This is a genomic window from Parasphingomonas frigoris (genome assembly GCF_036663815.1).
Lineage (GTDB): Bacteria > Pseudomonadota > Alphaproteobacteria > Sphingomonadales > Sphingomonadaceae > Sphingomonas.
The window spans coordinates 536371-554371 of sequence record NZ_JAXOJQ010000003.1 but is presented as its reverse complement, the minus strand read 5'-3'; the positions used below and the strand labels follow the sequence as shown (position 1 = coordinate 554371).

Annotated in this window: 14 protein-coding genes and 1 riboswitch; of the genes, 6 read left to right on the top strand and 8 right to left on the bottom strand. The window is 65.9% G+C overall.

Going from position 1 to position 18001, the window contains the following annotated elements; genetic code table 11:
- Nucleotides 1-75: 75 nt before the first annotated feature.
- Entirely contained in the window at nucleotides 76-1086 is a 1011-nt protein-coding gene (locus U1872_RS13020; protein ID WP_332793322.1) for a LacI family DNA-binding transcriptional regulator, read from the bottom strand.
- Nucleotides 1087-1440: 354 nt separating this feature from the next.
- On the opposite strand from U1872_RS13020, the gene U1872_RS13015 reads away from it, so the two are divergent.
- From U1872_RS13015 to U1872_RS13000, 4 genes are all read left to right on the top strand, one after another.
- The gene (locus U1872_RS13015; protein ID WP_332793321.1) at nucleotides 1441-4578 is read left to right on the top strand and encodes a TonB-dependent receptor; all 3138 of its coding nucleotides are present in this window, start codon (nucleotides 1441-1443) and stop codon (nucleotides 4576-4578) included.
- 116 nt (nucleotides 4579-4694) lie between these two features.
- Entirely contained in the window at nucleotides 4695-5426 is a 732-nt protein-coding gene (locus tag U1872_RS13010; RefSeq protein WP_332793631.1) for a SapC family protein, read from the top strand.
- Nucleotides 5423-6403, top strand: coding sequence for a cupin-like domain-containing protein (locus U1872_RS13005; protein WP_332793320.1), 981 nt, complete (start codon nucleotides 5423-5425; stop codon nucleotides 6401-6403). The genes U1872_RS13010 and U1872_RS13005 overlap by 4 nt, the downstream gene beginning before the upstream one ends.
- Nucleotides 6400-7893 carry a tryptophan halogenase family protein gene (locus tag U1872_RS13000; protein WP_332793319.1) on the top strand — a complete coding sequence of 498 codons (1494 nt, stop codon included), beginning with the start codon at nucleotides 6400-6402 and terminating at the stop codon, nucleotides 7891-7893. Before U1872_RS13005 ends, U1872_RS13000 begins: the two co-directional genes overlap by 4 nt.
- Nucleotides 7894-7920: 27 nt before the next feature.
- Here U1872_RS13000 and U1872_RS12995 read toward each other — a convergent pair whose 3' ends face one another.
- From U1872_RS12995 to U1872_RS12970, 6 genes are all read right to left on the bottom strand, one after another.
- Nucleotides 7921-8706 carry an SDR family NAD(P)-dependent oxidoreductase gene (locus U1872_RS12995; RefSeq protein WP_332793318.1) on the bottom strand — a complete coding sequence of 262 codons (786 nt, stop codon included), beginning with the start codon at nucleotides 8704-8706 and terminating at the stop codon, nucleotides 7921-7923.
- Between the two features lie 131 nt (nucleotides 8707-8837).
- Nucleotides 8838-10019, bottom strand: a complete 1182-nt coding sequence (locus tag U1872_RS12990; protein WP_332793317.1) for a zinc-dependent alcohol dehydrogenase — start codon at nucleotides 10017-10019, stop codon at nucleotides 8838-8840.
- Entirely contained in the window at nucleotides 10019-10612 is a 594-nt protein-coding gene (locus U1872_RS12985) for an SRPBCC family protein (RefSeq protein WP_332793316.1), read from the bottom strand. The genes U1872_RS12990 and U1872_RS12985 overlap by 1 nt, the downstream gene beginning before the upstream one ends.
- A gap of 140 nt (nucleotides 10613-10752) precedes the next feature.
- Nucleotides 10753-11367, bottom strand: a complete 615-nt coding sequence (locus U1872_RS12980; protein WP_332793315.1) for a glutathione S-transferase — start codon at nucleotides 11365-11367, stop codon at nucleotides 10753-10755.
- A complete protein-coding gene (locus tag U1872_RS12975; protein WP_332793314.1) occupies nucleotides 11367-11747 on the bottom strand; it encodes a reverse transcriptase-like protein in 381 nt (126 codons plus the stop codon). Before U1872_RS12975 ends, U1872_RS12980 begins: the two co-directional genes overlap by 1 nt.
- A 13-nt stretch (nucleotides 11748-11760) precedes the next feature.
- Nucleotides 11761-13068: an Hsp70 family protein gene (locus tag U1872_RS12970; protein WP_332793313.1), complete on the bottom strand. Its 1308-nt coding sequence runs from the start codon at nucleotides 13066-13068 to the stop codon at nucleotides 11761-11763.
- 348 nt (nucleotides 13069-13416) lie between these two features.
- Between U1872_RS12970 and U1872_RS12965 the strand changes: the two genes are divergently transcribed.
- A complete protein-coding gene (locus tag U1872_RS12965) occupies nucleotides 13417-16065 on the top strand; it encodes a TonB-dependent receptor (protein ID WP_332793312.1) in 2649 nt (882 codons plus the stop codon).
- A gap of 83 nt (nucleotides 16066-16148) precedes the next feature.
- Here the strand turns inward: U1872_RS12965 and U1872_RS12960 are convergent, their stop codons facing one another.
- Nucleotides 16149-16838 (bottom strand): response regulator transcription factor, encoded by a 690-nt coding sequence (locus U1872_RS12960; RefSeq protein ID WP_332793311.1) that lies wholly within the window; start codon nucleotides 16836-16838, stop codon nucleotides 16149-16151.
- 171 nt (nucleotides 16839-17009) lie between these two features.
- Between U1872_RS12960 and cobO the strand changes: the two genes are divergently transcribed.
- Entirely contained in the window at nucleotides 17010-17615 is a 606-nt protein-coding gene (gene cobO, locus U1872_RS12955; RefSeq protein WP_332793310.1) for a cob(I)yrinic acid a,c-diamide adenosyltransferase, read from the top strand.
- Nucleotides 17616-17665: 50 nt separating this feature from the next.
- Nucleotides 17666-17854: riboswitch (cobalamin riboswitch) on the top strand.
- Nucleotides 17855-18001: the final 147 nt, after the last annotated feature.

The following is an 18001-nucleotide window of genomic DNA, read 5'->3' as shown; positions in this document are numbered from 1 at the left end:
ACCCACTTCTATTGACAACGTTGACAAGGGCCTGTCAAGCCGGTCGGGCGATGCACGGCAGCGCGGCGCGATCGCTCAGGCGCGCGGCGGCGCGGTCGATTCGCGGATCAGCAGCGTATGGCGATGCAGCACGCGCCGCTCGGGCGGGCGGCCCTCGAGCTGCGCGATCACCATCTCGGTGGCGGCGACCGCCATCTCGAACACCGGCTGGCGGATCGTCGTCAGGCGTGGCCAGGTGATCCGCGACACTTCCGAATCGTCGAAGCCGACCACCGACAGGTCATCAGGAATCGACAGCCCGAGCTCGCGCGCGGCCATCATCGCGCCGACCGCCATATCGTCATTCTGCGCGAGGATCGCGGTCGGCCGGTCGGGCCGCGCGAGGATGTTGCGTCCCGCGAGCAGGCCGCTCTCGAAGGTGAACAGCCCGGGTTCGATCCGGTCGAACGCCAGCTCGACACCCGCCTGATGAAACGCCTGGGTATAGCCCAGCATCCGCGCCTCGCTCGACGGATGCGTCGCATCGCCGCGGATGATCGCGATCTCGCGATGGCCCAGACCAATCAGATAGGCCGCAATCTCGCGCGCCGCCGCAACATCGTCGAGCAGGTTGCTCGGGGCAGCGTCGATCATTCGCGTCGGCGCGATGCGCGCACAGAAGATGCGCGCCTCCTCGAGCTGCTTGAGGATCACCGGATGATCCGACGCCGGCGGCGCGAGCACCACGCCGTCGAGCGCGGCCGAGCGCAGCATACCAACGACTTCCGCGGCATTTTCCTGCGCCGAGCGGATCGGGATCACCACCAGCCGATAGCGTTCGTTGACCAGCCGTTCGAGCACGCCTTTCTGCAGCTCGACGACGTAGCTCGGGCTGGGATTTTCGTAGACCAGCCCGATCATGTTCGATTTTCGCCGAACCAGCGCCTGCGCGAACACGTTGGGATGATAATCGAGCGCGTCCGCGGCCGCGCGCACGCGCTGCTGGACATCGGGGCTGACGTGCGGCTCGCCGTTGAGCACACGCGACACCGTCTTGGCCGACACCCCTGCGGCACGGCCCACATCCACAATCGTCGTTCGCTTCATGTCGTCCAAACCATCCGGTGCGACTAGACCAGATCGCGCGCGCTCGCGCTAGGGGTCATGACCGCGTTGTCAGTCGAGAAGGTGCGAATCGTATACGGTTCGGCCCTATCTTAGGACGCCCCGCCGTCGATCGTCCAGGGACCCGATCCACCTAAGCATATGCGAACGCGTGTTTGTTGTGCATTGCAATAGGTTCAGCGGTGTGGCGTAAGATGCCACGCAACAAGCATGCAAAAACGAATTATCTTGACAACGTAGGACAATCAGATAGCGCTATCTGGCGATCGGTTCGGCAAGAGACCGGAGCATGCAAACGCGGTCGACGACGGCCGTACATATCAGGGAGGGGGGTCCATGAAGGCCTATCACAACGCGTCAGCTCACATCTGGTCGGCTTCTGTCATCGCGCTCGCCGCGGGCCTCGGGCTGCCGCAAGTCGCCCGCGCGCAAACCGCGCCTGCACCGCAAGGCACGCCCTCGGCCGACACCAGCGCACCCGACGATATCGTCGTCACCGGCGTGCGCGCCTCGCTCGAGCGCTCGATCTCGATCAAGCGCAATTCGACCGGCATCGTCGACGCGATCTCGGCCGAAGACATTGGCAAGTTTCCCGATACCAACCTCGCCGAATCGCTCCAGCGCATCACCGGCGTGTCGATCGACCGCGTCAACGGCCAGGGCGCGCAGGTCACCGTCCGCGGCTTCGGCCCGAGCTTCAACCTCGTAACGCTGAACGGCCGCACGCTGGCATCGTCCTACGTCCAGACCGTCGGCGGCGACGAGAGCGCCGATGGCGCGGTCGGCGTGACGCGCTCGTTTGATTTCTCGAACCTCGCTTCGGAAGGCGTCAAGACGCTCGAAGTCTACAAGACCGGCCGCGCGGCGGTCCCGTCAGGCGGGATCGGCGCGACGATCAACGTCGTCACGCGCCGCCCGCTCGATTCGCGCACGTCGGGCTTCAACGGTTCGCTCGGCGGCAAGCTCAATTACGATACGAGCGCGAGCGACTGCGTCGATTGCGGATCGGTGGTGACGCCCGAAGTCACCGGGCTCGCCAGCTGGTCGAACCCCGACCAGACCTTCGGCGTATCGCTGTTCGGCAGCTTTCAGCAGCGCCATTTCTCGACCGTGTCGGCGACGTCGAACGGGTGGAACATCAGGACGCTCGCCGAATTCCTCGATCCCGGCAACGGCTTCGTCAACGCTGCGACCAAGATCAACAACCGGCCAGCCAGCCCCAGCCAGCTGGTCTCGGTGCCGAACGACAGCCGCTATCACTTCTCGGACAACAAATATGAGCGGCTCAACGGCCAGGCGATCGTCCAGTTCAAGCCGACCGATGCGCTGACGATCACCGCCGACGCGCTCTATGCGCGGACGCTGCAGGAGGAGCAGCGTTCGGACGAGTCGAACTGGTTCAACCGCCCGTTCGACGTCGTCACCTTCGACAGCAATCCCGCGGTAGCGACGACCACCTATCTCCACGAGACGATTGCCGGCGCCAAGGATACCGGTTTCGAGCAGCAGGCGCGCGCGCAGAAGAACCAGCTCGAGGATTACGGGCTCAACGCCAAATGGGACATCGCCCCCAACCTGACGCTCACGGTCGATGGCCATTACGGCAAGTCGTCGGTGTTGCCCAACAACCCCAACGGGACGAGCTCGACGCTGGTCGGCCTCGGCGCCACCGTGATCTCGGCACATTCGGTGGATTATTCGGGCCCGATCCCGGTGCAGGATATCGTCGTCAACGATTCGGCGCTGCCTGGCGGCAATCATAACGGCATCCTCGACGTCAATGATGTCGGCTCGTCGATCGCGCGCACCTACACCACCAGCCAGACGCAGAAGGTCAAGGAAGTCCGCGCCGATCTCGGCTGGGATCTTGGCGGCGGCAGCCGGTTCGACTTTGGCGGGCTGTATCGCGACGCCGATACCAACCAGCAACTCGTCGCGACGCAGCAGACGCTTGGCAATTGGAGCGTCGATTTCCCGGGCGACGTCCAGAAGGCCGCGCCGGGCGTGCTCCAGCAATTCTGCCTGCTGTGCAAGTTCAGCAGCTATGACCCCAAGGCGACCGGCGCCAATCTGATCGCGTTCCGCGGCGACACCACCAAACTCTACAATGCGCTGTCGCCGCTCTATGCCAACGCCGGCAACGCGATCGGGGTCACCAACCGCCAGAACAATTCGGTCAAGGAGACGATCTTCGCGGGTTATGCGCAGGTCACCTGGAAGGGCGCGATCGCGGGGCATGAGGCGAGCCTCGTCGCCGGCGGTCGCTACGAGCATACCAAGGACGTCGCGACCTCGCTCCAGGCGGTACCGAACCAGATCGCCTGGGTCGCCGACAACGACTTCACGATCACCGTCGGATCGAGCCCGCAACCGCTGGTCAGCATCGGTTCGTACGACAACATCCTGCCGTCGTTCGATTTCCAGGTCGAGCTCAAGCGCAATCTGCTCGGGCGCTTCTCGGCGAGCCGGACGATCGCGCGGCCGAATTACGACAATCTCTTCGCCTCGACGAGCATCACCGCGGTCCCCGGTCGCCCGACCGCGATCGGCGGGGTGCCCACCGCAACGGCGGGCAATACCAACCTCGCCCCGCTGATCTCGGACAATATCGATCTGTCGTTCGAATATTATTTCAAGCCCGACAGCTATGTCTCGGCCGGCTTCTTCGACAAGCGCGTGCACAATTTCATCGGCACCGGCCTGTCGAACGGCAGCCTGTTCGGCTTGCGCGACCCGTCATCGGGCGCGCCGGGGACGCTGTCGGGAACGGCCAAGGCAGCGCTTACGACACTCGGCGCCGATATAAGCGACGTCAATCTGTTCACCTACTCGGCGCTGATCCAGCGCGACGGCGCGGCGGCGGCGGCGAGCCAGTTCAACGCGCACTACAGCGCGGTGACCAAGACGGTCGACCAGGCGTTCGTCAACCAAGTGCTCTCGGCGGTCGACATCAACGGCACGGCGTCGGACCCGCTCTACACCTTTGCGATCTCGCGCCCGATCAACAACAAGGATGCCGAGATCTACGGCTTCGAGCTCGCCGGGCAATATTTCTTCGGCCGGACCGGGATCGGCGTTTCGGCCAGCTTCACCTATGTGAAGGGCGACGTCGCCTTCAACAATGGCGGCGACCCGGGGGTCGACCAGTTCGCGCTGACCGGCCTGTCCAACACCGCCAACGCCACGCTGATCTACGACAAGAATGGCATATCGGCCCGGCTGAGCTACAATTGGCGCGACAAGTTCCTGTCGTCGCTCAATCGCGACAGCTTCAAGAGCCCGGTCTACACCAAGCCGTTCGGCCAGCTCGACATGAACATCAGTTATGATCTCAACAAGCAGATCGCGCTGTCGTTCGAGGCGATCAATCTCACCAATTCGAGCCTGCGCACCTATGGCCGCTCGGAAAACAATGTCTGGTTCGCACAGGAGCTGCAGCGCCGCTTCCTGTTCGGCGCGCGCTATCGGTTCTAGCGCGTGAAGCCTGGCCGGACGATGCTTGGGGGGAAGCGTCGTCCGGGTAGTGCACGACACGACACGATACATTGGCGCTGCTTGGCGCTTCCTCGATCGGCGATTACCACGTCAGCATGACCAACACCGTTCTCCTCGACACGATCGCGCATGCCGATCTGCGCGTCGCCATCGGTCATGCCGCCGGCTTCGGCGATGCGGTCAACCAGTGCGTCGTCTTCGCGACCGAATTCGAGGCGGCGCAGCGCGACTATCCGATCCTGTTCCGGCGCGATGCGGAGGGTGCCTTCTACGCCGTCGCCTTGCTCGGGCTCGACCGCGACGAAAATCTGTTCCTCGATGCGGGCGGCTGGAACGCCCGCCATGTCCCGGCGGTCCACCAGCGCGGGCCGTTCATGATCGGCATGGTCGAACGGGCAGTCGACGGCGGCGTCGAACGCGAGCCGATGCTCCATGTCGACCTCGACCATCCGCGAGTCGGTGCGCCGGGTGGCCAGCCGGTGTTCCTGCCGCATGGCGGGCAATCGCCCTATCTCGACCATGTCGTCAAGGTGCTGCGCCTGATCCACGACGGGCTCGCCCTGCGCGCGCCGATGTTGGCTGCGTTCGAGCAGGCCGATCTGATCGAGCCGATCACGCTCGACATCGCGCTCGACGAAGAGACGCATTATAGCGTGCCGGATTGCTACACGATCGCCCCAGCGCGGCTCGCCCACCTCGATGCCGCCGCGCTCGACGCGCTGCACCGCGCGGGCTTCCTGCAACACGCTTTCCTCGTCGCCGCCTCGCTCGGCAACGTGTCGCGGCTGATCGAGCTCAAGAACCGCAAGCGACGCGCGGCGGCATGACCGCGCCGCTGCACCCCGACGCGCTGATCGCGCAGCAACGGCCGGTGCTGTTGCGCGGCCTGGTGCGCGACTGGCCGATCGTGCGCGCCGGACTCGACGGGCCTGCCGCCGCTGCCGCTTATCTCAAGCGTTTCTACCGCGGGGCAGCAGTGGTCGGCTATACCGGCGCACCCGAGATCAGCGGCCGCTTCTTCTACGACGACAGCGGCACGGCGATGAACTTCACCGCATCGCGCGTCGCGCTCGACGCCTATCTCGACCGGATGCTGTCGACGCTCGACGCGCCCGATGCGCCATCGCTGTACGTCGGCTCGACCGACCTCGACACCTATCTTCCGGGATTCCGCGCCGAGAACGACCTCACCGCCGATTTCGCGGGCGCGACACCGCTCGCCAGCATCTGGATCGGTAATCGCACCACTGCGGCGACGCATTTCGACATGTCGAACAACATCGCCTGCTGCGTCGTCGGTCGCCGGCGCTTCACGCTGTTCCCGCCCGAGCAGATCGCCAACCTCTACCCGGGGCCACTCGAACCGACGCCGGGTGGTCAGGTCGTCAGCATGGTCGATCCGCGCGCGCCCGATTTCGCGCGCTACCCCCGCTTCGCCGAAGCGCTCGCCAGCGCGCAGGTGTTCGATCTCGAACCCGGCGACGTGCTCGTCTATCCCGCGTTGTGGTGGCATAATGTCGAGGCGCTCGACGGCTTCAACGTGCTGGTCAATTATTGGTGGAACGTCGCGCCGCGCTTCCTCGACAACCCGATGCATACCTTGATGCACGGGCTGCTGAGCCTGCGCGACCGGCCCGACAGCGAGAAGCAGGCATGGCGCTCGCTTTTTGATTATTATGTGTTCGGCCCGGCTGACCAGCCCGCCGCGCATCTCCCCGAGGCCGTACGCGGCGCGCTGGCCCCACTGACCGATCTCTCCGCGCGGCGGCTGCGCGCGCAGCTTCTGCAAAGGCTCAACCGATGACCGCAGCCCCCTCGCCCGACCAGACGATCAAGCGCGTCGTCGTCGCGGGCGGCGGCACCGCCGGCTGGATCGCGGCGGCGGCGCTGGCGAAGCATCTCGGGCCGCTGCTCGACATCGTGCTGGTCGAATCCGACGAGATCGGCACGGTCGGCGTCGGCGAAGCGACGATCCCGACGATCCGCACCTTCCACCGCCTGCTCGGGCTCGACGAGCGCGACTTTCTACGCGCGACGCAGGCGACCTTCAAGCTCGGCATCGCGTTCGAGAATTGGGCGCAGGGCGGTGATCGCTACATCCATTCGTTCGGGCGCGTCGGCCAGTCGATCTGGATGGGCGACTTTCAGCATATGTGGCTGCGTGGCCGCGCGGCTGGGATCGCCGATGAGCTGGGCGCCTATTGCTTCGAGCTTGCCGCTGCCGAGGCCGGAAAGTTCGCCACCGCCGATGACGCCAAGATCAACTATGCCTATCATTTCGATGCCGGGCTCTATGCGGGCTACCTCCGCGATTTCAGCGAGAAGCGCGGCGTCACGCGGATCGAGGGCAAGATCGGTGGCGTCGTGCAGAATGCCGAGAGCGGCTTCATCGAGGCGCTCGAGCTTGACGACGGGCGCCGCGTCGAGGGCGATCTGTTCGTCGATTGCACGGGCTTTCGCGGGTTGCTGATCGAGCAGACGCTCAAGGCCGGCTATGAGGATTGGAGCCACTGGCTGCCGACCAACCGTGCGCTCGCGGTGCAGACCAAGGCGGTCGCTCCGGCCCGCCCCTACACGCGCGCGATCGCGCATGAGGCCGGGTGGCAGTGGCAGATCCCGCTCCAGCACCGCGTCGGCAACGGGCTGGTCTATTGCAGCGACTATCTGTCGGACGAGGCGGCGCGCGAGAAATTGCTGGCGCAGGTCGACGGCGAGACGATCACCGAGCCGCGGCTGATCCGCTATATCACCGGGCGGCGCAAGCGCGTGTGGGACCGGAACTGCGTCGCGCTGGGGCTCGCCAGCGGCTTCGTCGAACCGCTCGAATCGACCAGCATCCATCTGATCATGATCGGCATCACCCGGCTCATCCAATCCTTCCCGTTCGCCGGGATCCGGGACTCGGTCGTGCGGCGTTACAACGATCTGGCGGAGACCGAGCTCGAGCGCGTGCGCGACTTTATCATCCTGCATTATCATCTGAACGAACGGCCCGAGCCGTTCTGGCAACGCTGCGCGGAGATGGAGATTCCCGATACGCTTGCGCAGCGGATCGCCTTGTTCAAAGAGTCCGCGCTGACGCCGCAAAGTGCCGACGATTTGTTCCAGGCGGATTCGTGGCTTCAGGTGATGCTCGGCCAGAGACTCGAGCCCGACGGCTACCACCATATGGGGCATGTGCTGAGCGACGCGCATCTCGCGCGCGCCTTTGCCGATCTCAAGGGCAATATCGCAGGGGCAGTCGGTCGCATGCCGACGCATCAGGCGTTCCTCGACGGCTATTGCGCGCGCTGAGCGCAGCAGCCGCCGAGACGCACGTTCTTATTGGTCGGCGGTGCCGGGCTCGGCCATCTTGCGATGCTGCTCGGCCAGCATCGACGGGGGGACGACGCCGGTCATCGCGACCTGCACCTTGTTCTTCCAGCCCGACACGATCGTGGCCTTGCCCGACATGACGGCGTCCCAGCCATCCTTGGCGACATCGGCGGGGTCGCTCTTGTTCGGGTTCACCCCGACCGAGGTGTCCATCATGTCGGCGCGGTCGAAGAATTCGGTCTCGACCGGGCCGGGCATCAGCGTGGTCAGCGTCACGCCCTTCGACTCCTTGATCTCGTTGCGCAGCGCCTCGGTGAAGCTGTCGATGAACGCCTTCGAGCCGTTGTAGACCGCCTGGAAGCTGCCCGGGATGTAGCCCGCGATCGAGCCCGTCACGAGCACCTTGCCGGCGTCGCGTGCGACCATTGCCGGCAGTGTCTTGTGGAGCAGATAGAGCGTGCCGGTGATGTTGGTGTCGATCACATGGCGCCAGTCTGTGACGGTCTGGTCGAGAAAGCCGTGGCCGAGGCCGTGGCCGGCATTGGCGCAGAGCAGGTCGATCTGGCGGTTGCCCGCCGCGGACAGCAGCGCGTCGACGCCGTCAGTGGTCGACAGATCGGCTTCGAGCGACTGGACGTCGGTGCCGAACTGCTTGAAGTCGGCCGCGGCGTCGTTGATCAGCGCCTCGTCGGCGATGACGAGCAGGTCGTAGCCATCCTTGGCGGCGAGCGTGGCGAGTTCGAAGCCGATACCGGTCGAGGCGCCGGTGATGATCGCGAATTTGTTGGCCATGGGGGAAGTCCTCTCGGTCTCCCCTCCCTGCAAGGGAGGGATTGGGGGTGGGTTGGTCCAGGGAGAGGGTTGGCGCCGCCACGGGCCGACCCACCCCCGGCCCCTCCCTTTCAGGGAGGGGAGGAAGAAGGTCAGACGGTGAGGCCGGGCTTCAACACGACCTTGGTCACTTCGTTCTGATTGTCGTGGAACATCTTGTAGCCCTTCGGCGCATCCTCGAGCCCGAGCCGGTGCGAGATCAGGAAGGTGGTATCGACCTTCTCCTCGAGGATCGCGGTCAGCAGGCCCGGCAGGTAATGCTGGACGTGGGTCTGCCCGGTCTTGAGCGTCAGCCCCTTCTCCATGAAGGCGCCGAGCGGGAACTTGTCGACGAAGCCGCCATAGACCGCCGGCATCGAGACGCGCCCCCCCTTGCGGCAGGCGTAGATCGCCTGGCGGATCGAATGGATCCGGTCGGTGCCGAGGAAGGTCGACTTCTTGATCTGGTCGATGACGTTGTCGACGAAGAAGCCGTGCGCCTCGAGCCCGACCGAGTCGATCACCGCATCGGGACCGATCCCGCCAGTCATCTCCATCAGTGCGTCATAGACCGACGAGTCCTCGAAATTGATGGTCTCCGCCCCGAATTTCTTCGCAAGTTCGAGCCGGTGCGGGAAATGGTCGATCGCGATGACGCGCTCGGCACCCATCAGGAAGGCCGACTGCACCGCGAACAGCCCGACCGGACCGCAGCCCCACACCGCGACGGTGTCGCCGGGTTCGATCTCGGCATATTCCGCCGCCTGCCAGCCGGTCGGCAGGATGTCCGAGAGGAACAGCACCTTCTCGTCGTCGATCCCCTCGGGGATGACGATCGGCCCGAAATCGCTGAACGGCACGCGGACATATTCGGCCTGGCCGCCGGCATAGCCGCCGGTCATGTGGCTGTAACCGAACAGCCCCGACATCGGCTGGCCGTAGAGCGTCTGCGCGATATCCTGATTGTCGGCGGGCAGGCCGTTGTCGCACGCCGAATATTGATGCTTCCCGCAATGGTAGCAGCTGCCGCACGCGATGGTGAACGGCACGACGACCTTCTGGCCCTTCTTGAGCGTCGACTTGGCGCCGGTCTCGACGACCTCGCCCATGAATTCGTGGCCGAGAATGTCGCCCGACTGCATCGTCGGGATGAAGCCGTCGTAGAGGTGGAGGTCCGAGCCGCAGATCGCGGTCGCGGTCACCTTGATGATGCAGTCGCGCGGGTTGATGATCTCGGGGTCGGGAACGGTGTCCATGCGGACGTCGTGGCGGCCGTGCCAGGCAAGTGCGCGCATTACTTCTGGTCCTCTTCGAACTGGGCGCGGGTCGAGGCCGCGGTGGCGACTTCGCCGGTTTCCATCAGCTGCTTGAAACGGCGCAGGTCGCGCCGCGCCTGGATCGCGGGTTCGCGCTGGAACAGCTTGGCGATCAGCTTGCCGACGACGCCGCCGGGCGGATCGTAGATCAGGCTGGCCGTGACCACGGTGCCGCGCGCGCCGGCATCGCGGAATTCGATCCGGCCGCTATTTTCGATGTCGGCGCCGGGCTGCGACGCCCACACGAAATACTCGCCTTCGACCTCGTCGGTGATCGCCGAATCCCATTCGACCGTGCGGCCGCCGGGTGCCTTGACGACCCAGTGCGAGCGCGTCGCATCGTGCACGTCGACCCGCTCGATATTGTCCATGAAGGTCGGCAGATTGGCGAAGTCGCGGAAATAGGCATAGAGTTCGGCGCGCGGGCGATTGATCGTGACGGCGCGCCCGACCAGCGAATCGCCCTTATCCTCGACCAGACTGTCAGTGGCGGCGTCTATCGCGGCGGCACGATGCTTCGATGCGGTGAGCGGCGCGTCATCGCTGCCCACCGGGGATTGGGTATCGGCCATGCCGCGTCTCCATATTGTACGAACGACATGATAATCGTCGAGCAATACTTCTGTTCCCGCGTTGTTTCCCTTGCGGAACAACCTTTTGGGCACAACTTGACTTCGATCAATCTTTGACGCTGTTTATTTTTTGCATCGATTTACCAGAGGATCGGTCTGGCGCCGGGAACCCACGGCGCCAGCCGCACCATCGCGCGCGCGAACAACGGAGAGGCGACGTGCCGCGCCAGCCACGCCTGCACGCTCGCGATCGGCTGGGCGGCGAACCATGCGGGGTCGACTGCGGCGAACTGCCGGACGAACGGCAGGAGCGCCATGTCGGTCAGCGCTGGCGCGGTGCCGCACAGATTGGGCTGCACCGCCAGGCGCGCTTCGAGTCGCTCGAGCAAGGCCAGCGCGGCGTCGCGGTGGACGAGCGGATCGGCGGCGTGGCGCTCGGCATATTTGAAGCGATCGAGATGATGTTTGAACTGCGTATCGAACAGGTCGAGCAGCGCGGTGTCGTCCCCGGCGAGCCAGCCCTCGGGGTCGCCGCGCGCAAGCGCCCAGCGCATGATGTCGAGGCTCTCGTCGATCACCCGCCCGTCGCTGCACACCAGCACCGGCACCGTCCCCTTGGGCGACGCCGCGAGCATCGCCGCCGGCTTGTCGCGCAAGACGACTTCGCGCAGCTCGAACGGCGTCCCGCTCACCAGCAGCGCCAGCCGCGCCCGCATCGCATAGGGGCAGCGGCGGAAGCTGTAGAGCATGTCCATCAGCGGTTGCGGGCGCGCTCCAGCGCGATCCCGGCGAGGTTCTGCGTGCGCTTGATATAGCGCAGGTTGGGCATCGCGCCGCCTTCGAACAGCGCGCGGAAGGTCGCGAGATGCGGCACGCTGTCGCCACGGCATTTGGTGCGGCCATTGGCCATGTCGATCACCGCAACCGAATCGCCGAGCAGCACGAAATCGGTGAGCCCCAGGGCCTGCGCACCCTTGAACGCGGCGATCAGCGCGAGCCATTCGGAATCCATGCTCGATCCCATGCCGGCGTTGAGTTCGGCATGTTCGACGCCCGCGATCACATAGGCATATTCCATCCTGCCCGGATTGGGCCGGCATCCGCCGTCGAAATAGACTTTTACCCGGTCGCTCATGCTGTGTTCCTTTTCACGCGGCCCATGCCGCAAGATCGTCCTGCTGCCCGATCAGCGCGAGGCCGTGCGCGATCGAGGTCAACTCGCCACCGGTGGCGATGCGGTCATCGCCGAACCGCTCGGCGAACAGCCGGCGGATGCGCGGCGTCAGCGAGGTGCCGCCGGTCAGGAACACGCGGTCGATCGCGTCCGCCGGGGTCGCCGCCGCAGCGAGCGCGCGGTCGACCGCCTCGGCGATGCGCGCGATGTCGGGCGCGATCCACGCCTCGAACTGCGCGCGCGTGACATCGGCCTCGACGCTCAGCCCGGCGCCTGCGAAGTGGAAATGCGCCTGGTCGTCGTGCGACAGCGCGCGCTTCACCTGGCCGACCGCGTCGTACAATTGATAGCCGAGCTCCTGCTCGATCACCGCGATCATCCGGCCGATCGCATCGGGATCGAGCGCGTTGCGGCGCAATTTGTCGAGCTCGGCGAGCGTGCGGCGATTGCGCATCAAGGCGAGCCGCGACCAGTCGCTGAAATCGTTGAAGAAGCCGCCCGGAATGTCGAGAGTCTTGCCCATCGAGCGGTAGCTGCCGCCCTTGCCGAGCAACGGCATGACGAGCCGGTCGACGATGCGGTAGTCGAAGCGATCGCCGGCGATGCCGACGCCTGAATGGCCGAGCGGGATGCAACGCCGTGCCGCCCCCGGCGCGGCGATCTGCACCACGGAAAAGTCGCTCGTCCCGCCGCCGAAATCGGCGACGAGGATCGTCACCGGATCGGTGATCCGTGCGGCATAGCTGAACGCCGCGCCGATCGGTTCGTAGACATAATGGATCTCGGCCCCGAGCGTGCCGAACATCGCGTCGTAGCGCTGCCGCGCGAGCGCTTCGTTGGGCCGGCTCCCGGCGAACTCGACCGGTCGCCCGACGACGACGCGCGGCGCGCGGCCATCGAGCGCACCGCGCGAGCGGGCCGCGAGCTTGGCGAGGAACAGCTCCCCCAATTCCTCGAAGCGCAGCCGCCGGTCGAAAACGGTGGCATGTTCGAAGCTCGCGCTGGCGACGACCGACTTGAACGACTGGAGGAAGCGGCTGTCCTGCGGAAACTCGAGATATTCGCGGATCGCCCACGGCCCCGCATCGGCGGCGAGGCCACGCGGGACGCCCGGATGCGGCGCGTCATCCTCCCAGAAACACAGTGCCGAGCGGAACACCGCGTCGGGCGCCTCGGGGCCGTCGAGCAGGACGAGGTCCGCTTCATCGCCGCGCGACAGCGCGACAACCGAGTTGGTGGTGCCGAAATCGAGGCCGATCGTCGCGGGGGGCAGGGTAGACATGCTGCGTGCCCCTAGGCGCAAAGGCGGCGCCACGCAAAATGATGCCGAATCGCCGCGTTGCGACCGTGCTCGCGCTCGGGTGCCGCACACCACCAATCCGTGACAAGTATGTCACACGGTCGCCGACAACCGTCCGGGAAACGAAGGTTTCGGATCACTCTCACCAAGCTTGGCGCAGCCTCAGCGCGCCTAACTACGCGACGAGGCCTTCGAAGATGTATAAGATGACGCGAAGATGACGTTGACGCCGCGTAGCCGTTACATTGAGCGTAACATTCGTGACCCAATCGGAGGCTAGCCGACCCGGACCGGAGCCAACAGGCTCAAAAGGTTCATGGGGAAATCACAATGACCGTTCGTTCGGGCTTCCGCCTGCAGCTGCTCATGGGCGGCGCACTGACCGCCCTCGCCGCTTCGCCGGCACTGGCAGAGACCGCGCCCGCAGCCGCTGTCGCGGCCGCCACTCAGGCGCCGACCGTCGAGGCCCCCGTGGCCGCACCCGAAGAGCAGAGCGCGGGCATCGGCGACATCGTGGTGACCGCAACGCGCCGCGAGACCAACCTGCAGAAGACGCCGATCTCGATTAGCGTGCTCAACACGCAAGGCTTGACCGATCGCCACGTGCTCAGCCTGTTCAACCTCGCCGACGGCTCGATCCCGTCGCTCCGCGTCGCGACCTTCGAGGCGCGCCAGTCGGCGCTGACGATCGGTATCCGCGGCATCGTCCCGTACGATCAGAACCAGACCGCGCGTGACGGCGGCGTCGGCGTCTATATCGACGGCGTCGCGCTGGGTAAGACCCAGGGCCTCAACGCTGCCCTGTTCGACATCGAGCGGATCGAAGTGCTCAAGGGTCCGCAGGGTACGCTGTTCGGCCGCAACACCGAAGGCGGCGCGCTGTCGCTCGTGTCGAAGGCGCCGACCGGCGTGCTCGGCGGTCGCATCAACGCCGGCGTCGGCAACTATGGCGGCCACAACGCCGACGTGCATCTCGACCTGCCGTCCTTCTACGACATCTCGCTGAAGTTCGACGGCGTCTACCAGCACCAGGATCCGACCGTGAAGAACCCGCTCGCGGGCTCGACCGGCTGGAACTATTACGACCGCAAGGGCGGCCGCGCCGCTGCGCGCTGGCAGCCGATCGACGGCTTCACCGCCGATCTCGCCTATGACTATGCGCGCGACGAAAACACGCCGCAGTACAGCCAGCTGATCAACTACAACCCGAACAACTACGCCGTCGGCTCGTACACCAACGGTGCGACCGGCGTGCTCGGCACATCGCTGTTCGTGCCCGGCACCGGCACCGCCTGCGGCGGCACGATCACCGTGGCGCAGGCTGCGGCCGGCCGGCCGATCTGCGTCGCTCCCCGGGCACCGCTCGTCGGCGTCCACCCCGAGCGCCAGCACGTCGCCGACGTCGGCGTTCCGCAGCAGCCCAGCGTCGACATCACGCACGGCTTCTCGGCCAATTTGAAGTACAAGCTCGCGCCGTGGATCGAGCTGCGCTCGATCACCGCATGGCGCGGCGTCAAGACCGACCAGTGGGACAACTCCGGCGGCCCGGAGCGCAGCTCCTTCTCGCCGTTCGTGCCCAACACCGCGAACCCGGCCGCGATCAACACCACCGGCACGTTCAGCCGCTACAGCCTGTCGTTCCTCAAGCAGAACCAGTTCAGCCAGGAAGTCCAGGCGGTCGGCAGCGTGCCGCAGTTCGATTATGTCGTCGGTGCCTATTATTACACCGAGAAGGCCAGCGAATATGCCGCAACGCCGCTGACCAACCAGTGGAACAGCACCGGCACCGCCTTCACGGTCCGCAGCCCGATCCCGGGCAATGCGAACCCGATCAGCGGCGCGAACTCGGGCTATCAGCAGTATGACGCGTCGTGCAACAACACGCTGGCGACGACCGTCCCGCAGTTCGCCAACAGCTGCCAGTTCATCACGCGCGCCAGCCAGGCGTCGGACCACAATTACTCGGTGTTCGGCAACCTGACCTTCACGCCGGAAGCGCTGAGCGACGTCGTCCATGTCACCGCCGGTGGCCGCTGGACCAAGGATGACCGTCACGGCACGCTCTACGTCGTCAACAACGCGGCCCAGGCGTTCGCATTCAAGAACAGCGTCAGCCGCTTCGACCCGATGTTCAACATCGCGTTCGATGCGACCCGCGACATCCACCTCTATGCAAAGTATGCGACGGGCTTCCGCGCCGGCGGCGCGAACGACCGTTCGCTCCAGTTCAACGCCTTCGGTCCGGAATCGGTCAAGTCGTACGAAGTCGGCGCCAAGATGGACTTCTGGGAGCATCGTGCTCGCCTCAACGTCGCCGGCTACATCATGGATCGTAGCAATACGCAGTTCGACTTCGACTATTTCGACACCAACGGGTCGAGCCCGACCAACGGCAGCCACATCGAGCAGACCACCAATGCCGGTGACAGCAAGATCCGCGGCATCGAGGTCGACCTGACCGTCAAGCCGATCCCGGAGCTGACGCTGACGGGCTCCTACGCCTACACCTACTGGAAGGCACCGTCGGCGGTGAACCCGCTGACGCCGGGCGCTCCGCCGCAGCAGCTCTACATCGTCTACACGCCGACCAACGCCGCATCGGCTGCGATCGATTATGTGACCCCGGTCCATATCGGCGACGCCAGCGTCCGCCTTCACCTCGACGGCAACTATGCGAGCAGCCAGTACAGCTTCCAGCTCGAGAACACCAAGACCGACGCCAGCTTCGTCGTGAACGGTCGCCTCGCGCTGGCCGACATCTCGGTGAACGACCATAACAAGGTCACCGTCGCGGTGTGGGCGCGCAACCTGCTCGACACGACCTACATCTATCGGCGCTCGTCGGCCAACTCGTCGCCAGTGGTGAACTATGGTTCCAACGGCCAGCCGGTGTCGACCGCATACGGCGGTATCCTCGGCGACTATGCCAACTTCAACGCGCCGCGCACCTGGGGCCTGGAACTTTCCGCCAAGTTCTGATCCTTCGCGCTTCGCACCAACACAGCCCGGTCCGAGCCCTGCTCGGGCCGGGTTTTGTTTGTCGCGACCGCGTCGGCGTGGGGTCAGTCGGGCTCGCGCTGCGGCTCGACCAGCATGTAGCCGACGCCGCGGATCGTCGCGATCGGATCGGGCTCGCCCGGCGCATTGAGATGCCCGCGCAGTCGGCGGATATAGGATTCGACGAGGTTGGTGGCCGGCTCGACCTCCTGCCGCCAGACGTCGCGGTAGAACATCGCGCGCGTGACGATGCCGTTCTTGTGGCGGATCAATTCGCACAGCATGGCGAATTCGAGCCGGGGCAGCGCGAGCACGCGCCCGCCGCGCAGCGCGCGATATTTGACCTCGTTGACCTCGATGTCGCCCGCTCGCATCACCCCCGCCTCGCTCGCGCGCGCCGCGCGGCGCAGGATCGCGGCAAGCCGGGCATCGATCTCGGCCGGGTCGATCGGCTTGAGGAGATAATCGTCCGCCCCCGCCGCCAGCCCGGCGAGCCGATCGGCGAGGTCGCCATGCACCGTCACGATCACGATCGCCCCGGCAAAGCCCGCATCGCGCAACGCGCGCGTCACGGCGAAGCCGTCGACATAGGGCAGCGTCACCTCGAGCAGCACAGCCTCGAAGGTCTGGTCGGTCGCCAGCAGCAGCGCGGCGCGGCCATCCTCGGCGACGACCGGATCGTGCCCGAAATGGCGCAAGCCCGCGACCAGCGCGCGCGCGGTGCGCGCATCGGCTTCGGCAATCAGCAGGCGCATGCGTCCCCCCCGCACTAAAGACCCGATCCAAACGGGCTATCGCGCCCTGGCGCGACCGGCAACCGAATAGCGCCGCGCGGCAGGCGACTGGTCGGCGGCCGCCGGCTCGGCTATCCGCGACGCGAGAGCCCCCGCCGCCGACCGACCGCGCCGCCGACCCAGGAGATATGCGTGCCGCACGACGAAGCCGAACACACCGCCAAGATGAAGAAGATGCAGGCCGCCAAGCAGGCGATGGTCGCCGCGCGCGCGGACGAGAAGGGGCTGCTGATCGTCCACACCGGTACCGGCAAGGGCAAGACCACCGCCGCGCTCGGCATGGTGGTGCGTGCGATCGGGCACGGCATGAAGGTCGGCGTCGTCCAGTTCGTCAAGGGCGCGATGACGACCGGCGAGAAGCCGATCTTCGATGCCTTCCCCGAGCTGGTCGAGTTCAAGCCGATGGGCGAGGGCTTCACCTGGGACACGCAGGACCGCGCGCGCGACATCGCCGTCACGCGCCAGGCGTGGGACGAGGTCAAGCGGATGATCGCCGATCCGTCCTACGCGATGGTCGTCGCCGACGAGCTCAACATCGTGCTGCGCTACGACTATCTTCCGCTCGACGAAGTGCTCGCGGCGGTCGCCGCGCGCGGGCCGACCAAGCATGTCGTGATCACCGGGCGCAACGCACCGCAGGGGCTGATCGACGCGGCCGACCTCGTCACCGAAATGACGCTGCTCAAGCATCCGTTCCGCAGCCAGGGAATCAAGGCGCAGGCCGGTATCGAGTTCTGAGCCCAGCCTGTCTGAGCCCAGCCTGATTGACCGTCGCGCACACCCCCGCTAGGCGCCGCGATGCGACAGGTTTCCCGGCGACGGGGATGAAAAGGGAACGGGACAACCCCGGCTGCCCCTGCAACTGTAAGCGGCGAGCTGGTCGGCCACATGCCATTGGCGCCCCCGGGGTGCTGAGAAGGCGGCCGAAGCGGCGGCGACCCGTGAGCCAGGAGACCTGCCCGTCGCAGTCGTCTTTCGACCGGCCAGGGTGCGCCGGGCGAAGCGGGGAGAAACCCGCGTGACGACATCGCCGACCTGCGTCCGGCAGGGCGATGGGTCGCACCACCGCTCCGTCGGGCCCGGTCTCCGAGCGTCGAGACGGGGAAGACCATGGCCAAATTCCG

What these genes read in the sequence shown, in the direction of transcription:
- U1872_RS12995 (WP_332793318.1), bottom strand. Translation starts at nt 8,706, where the DNA reads ATGGCCAACAAATTCGCGATCATCACCGGCGCCTCGACCGGTATCGGC.
- U1872_RS12975 (WP_332793314.1), bottom strand. Translation starts at nt 11,747, where the DNA reads ATGAGCGACCGGGTAAAAGTCTATTTCGACGGCGGATGCCGGCCCAAT.
- U1872_RS13010 (WP_332793631.1), top strand. Translation starts at nt 4,695, where the DNA reads ATGACCAACACCGTTCTCCTCGACACGATCGCGCATGCCGATCTGCGC.
- U1872_RS12965 (WP_332793312.1), top strand. Translation starts at nt 13,417, where the DNA reads ATGACCGTTCGTTCGGGCTTCCGCCTGCAGCTGCTCATGGGCGGCGCA.
- U1872_RS12985 (WP_332793316.1), bottom strand. Translation starts at nt 10,612, where the DNA reads ATGGCCGATACCCAATCCCCGGTGGGCAGCGATGACGCGCCGCTCACC.
- U1872_RS13015 (WP_332793321.1), top strand. Translation starts at nt 1,441, where the DNA reads ATGAAGGCCTATCACAACGCGTCAGCTCACATCTGGTCGGCTTCTGTC.
- U1872_RS12980 (WP_332793315.1), bottom strand. Translation starts at nt 11,367, where the DNA reads ATGGACATGCTCTACAGCTTCCGCCGCTGCCCCTATGCGATGCGGGCG.
- U1872_RS13020 (WP_332793322.1), bottom strand. Translation starts at nt 1,086, where the DNA reads ATGAAGCGAACGACGATTGTGGATGTGGGCCGTGCCGCAGGGGTGTCG.
- U1872_RS12970 (WP_332793313.1), bottom strand. Translation starts at nt 13,068, where the DNA reads ATGTCTACCCTGCCCCCCGCGACGATCGGCCTCGATTTCGGCACCACC.
- U1872_RS13000 (WP_332793319.1), top strand. Translation starts at nt 6,400, where the DNA reads ATGACCGCAGCCCCCTCGCCCGACCAGACGATCAAGCGCGTCGTCGTC.
- U1872_RS13005 (WP_332793320.1), top strand. Translation starts at nt 5,423, where the DNA reads ATGACCGCGCCGCTGCACCCCGACGCGCTGATCGCGCAGCAACGGCCG.
- U1872_RS12960 (WP_332793311.1), bottom strand. Translation starts at nt 16,838, where the DNA reads ATGCGCCTGCTGATTGCCGAAGCCGATGCGCGCACCGCGCGCGCGCTG.
- U1872_RS12990 (WP_332793317.1), bottom strand. Translation starts at nt 10,019, where the DNA reads ATGCGCGCACTTGCCTGGCACGGCCGCCACGACGTCCGCATGGACACC.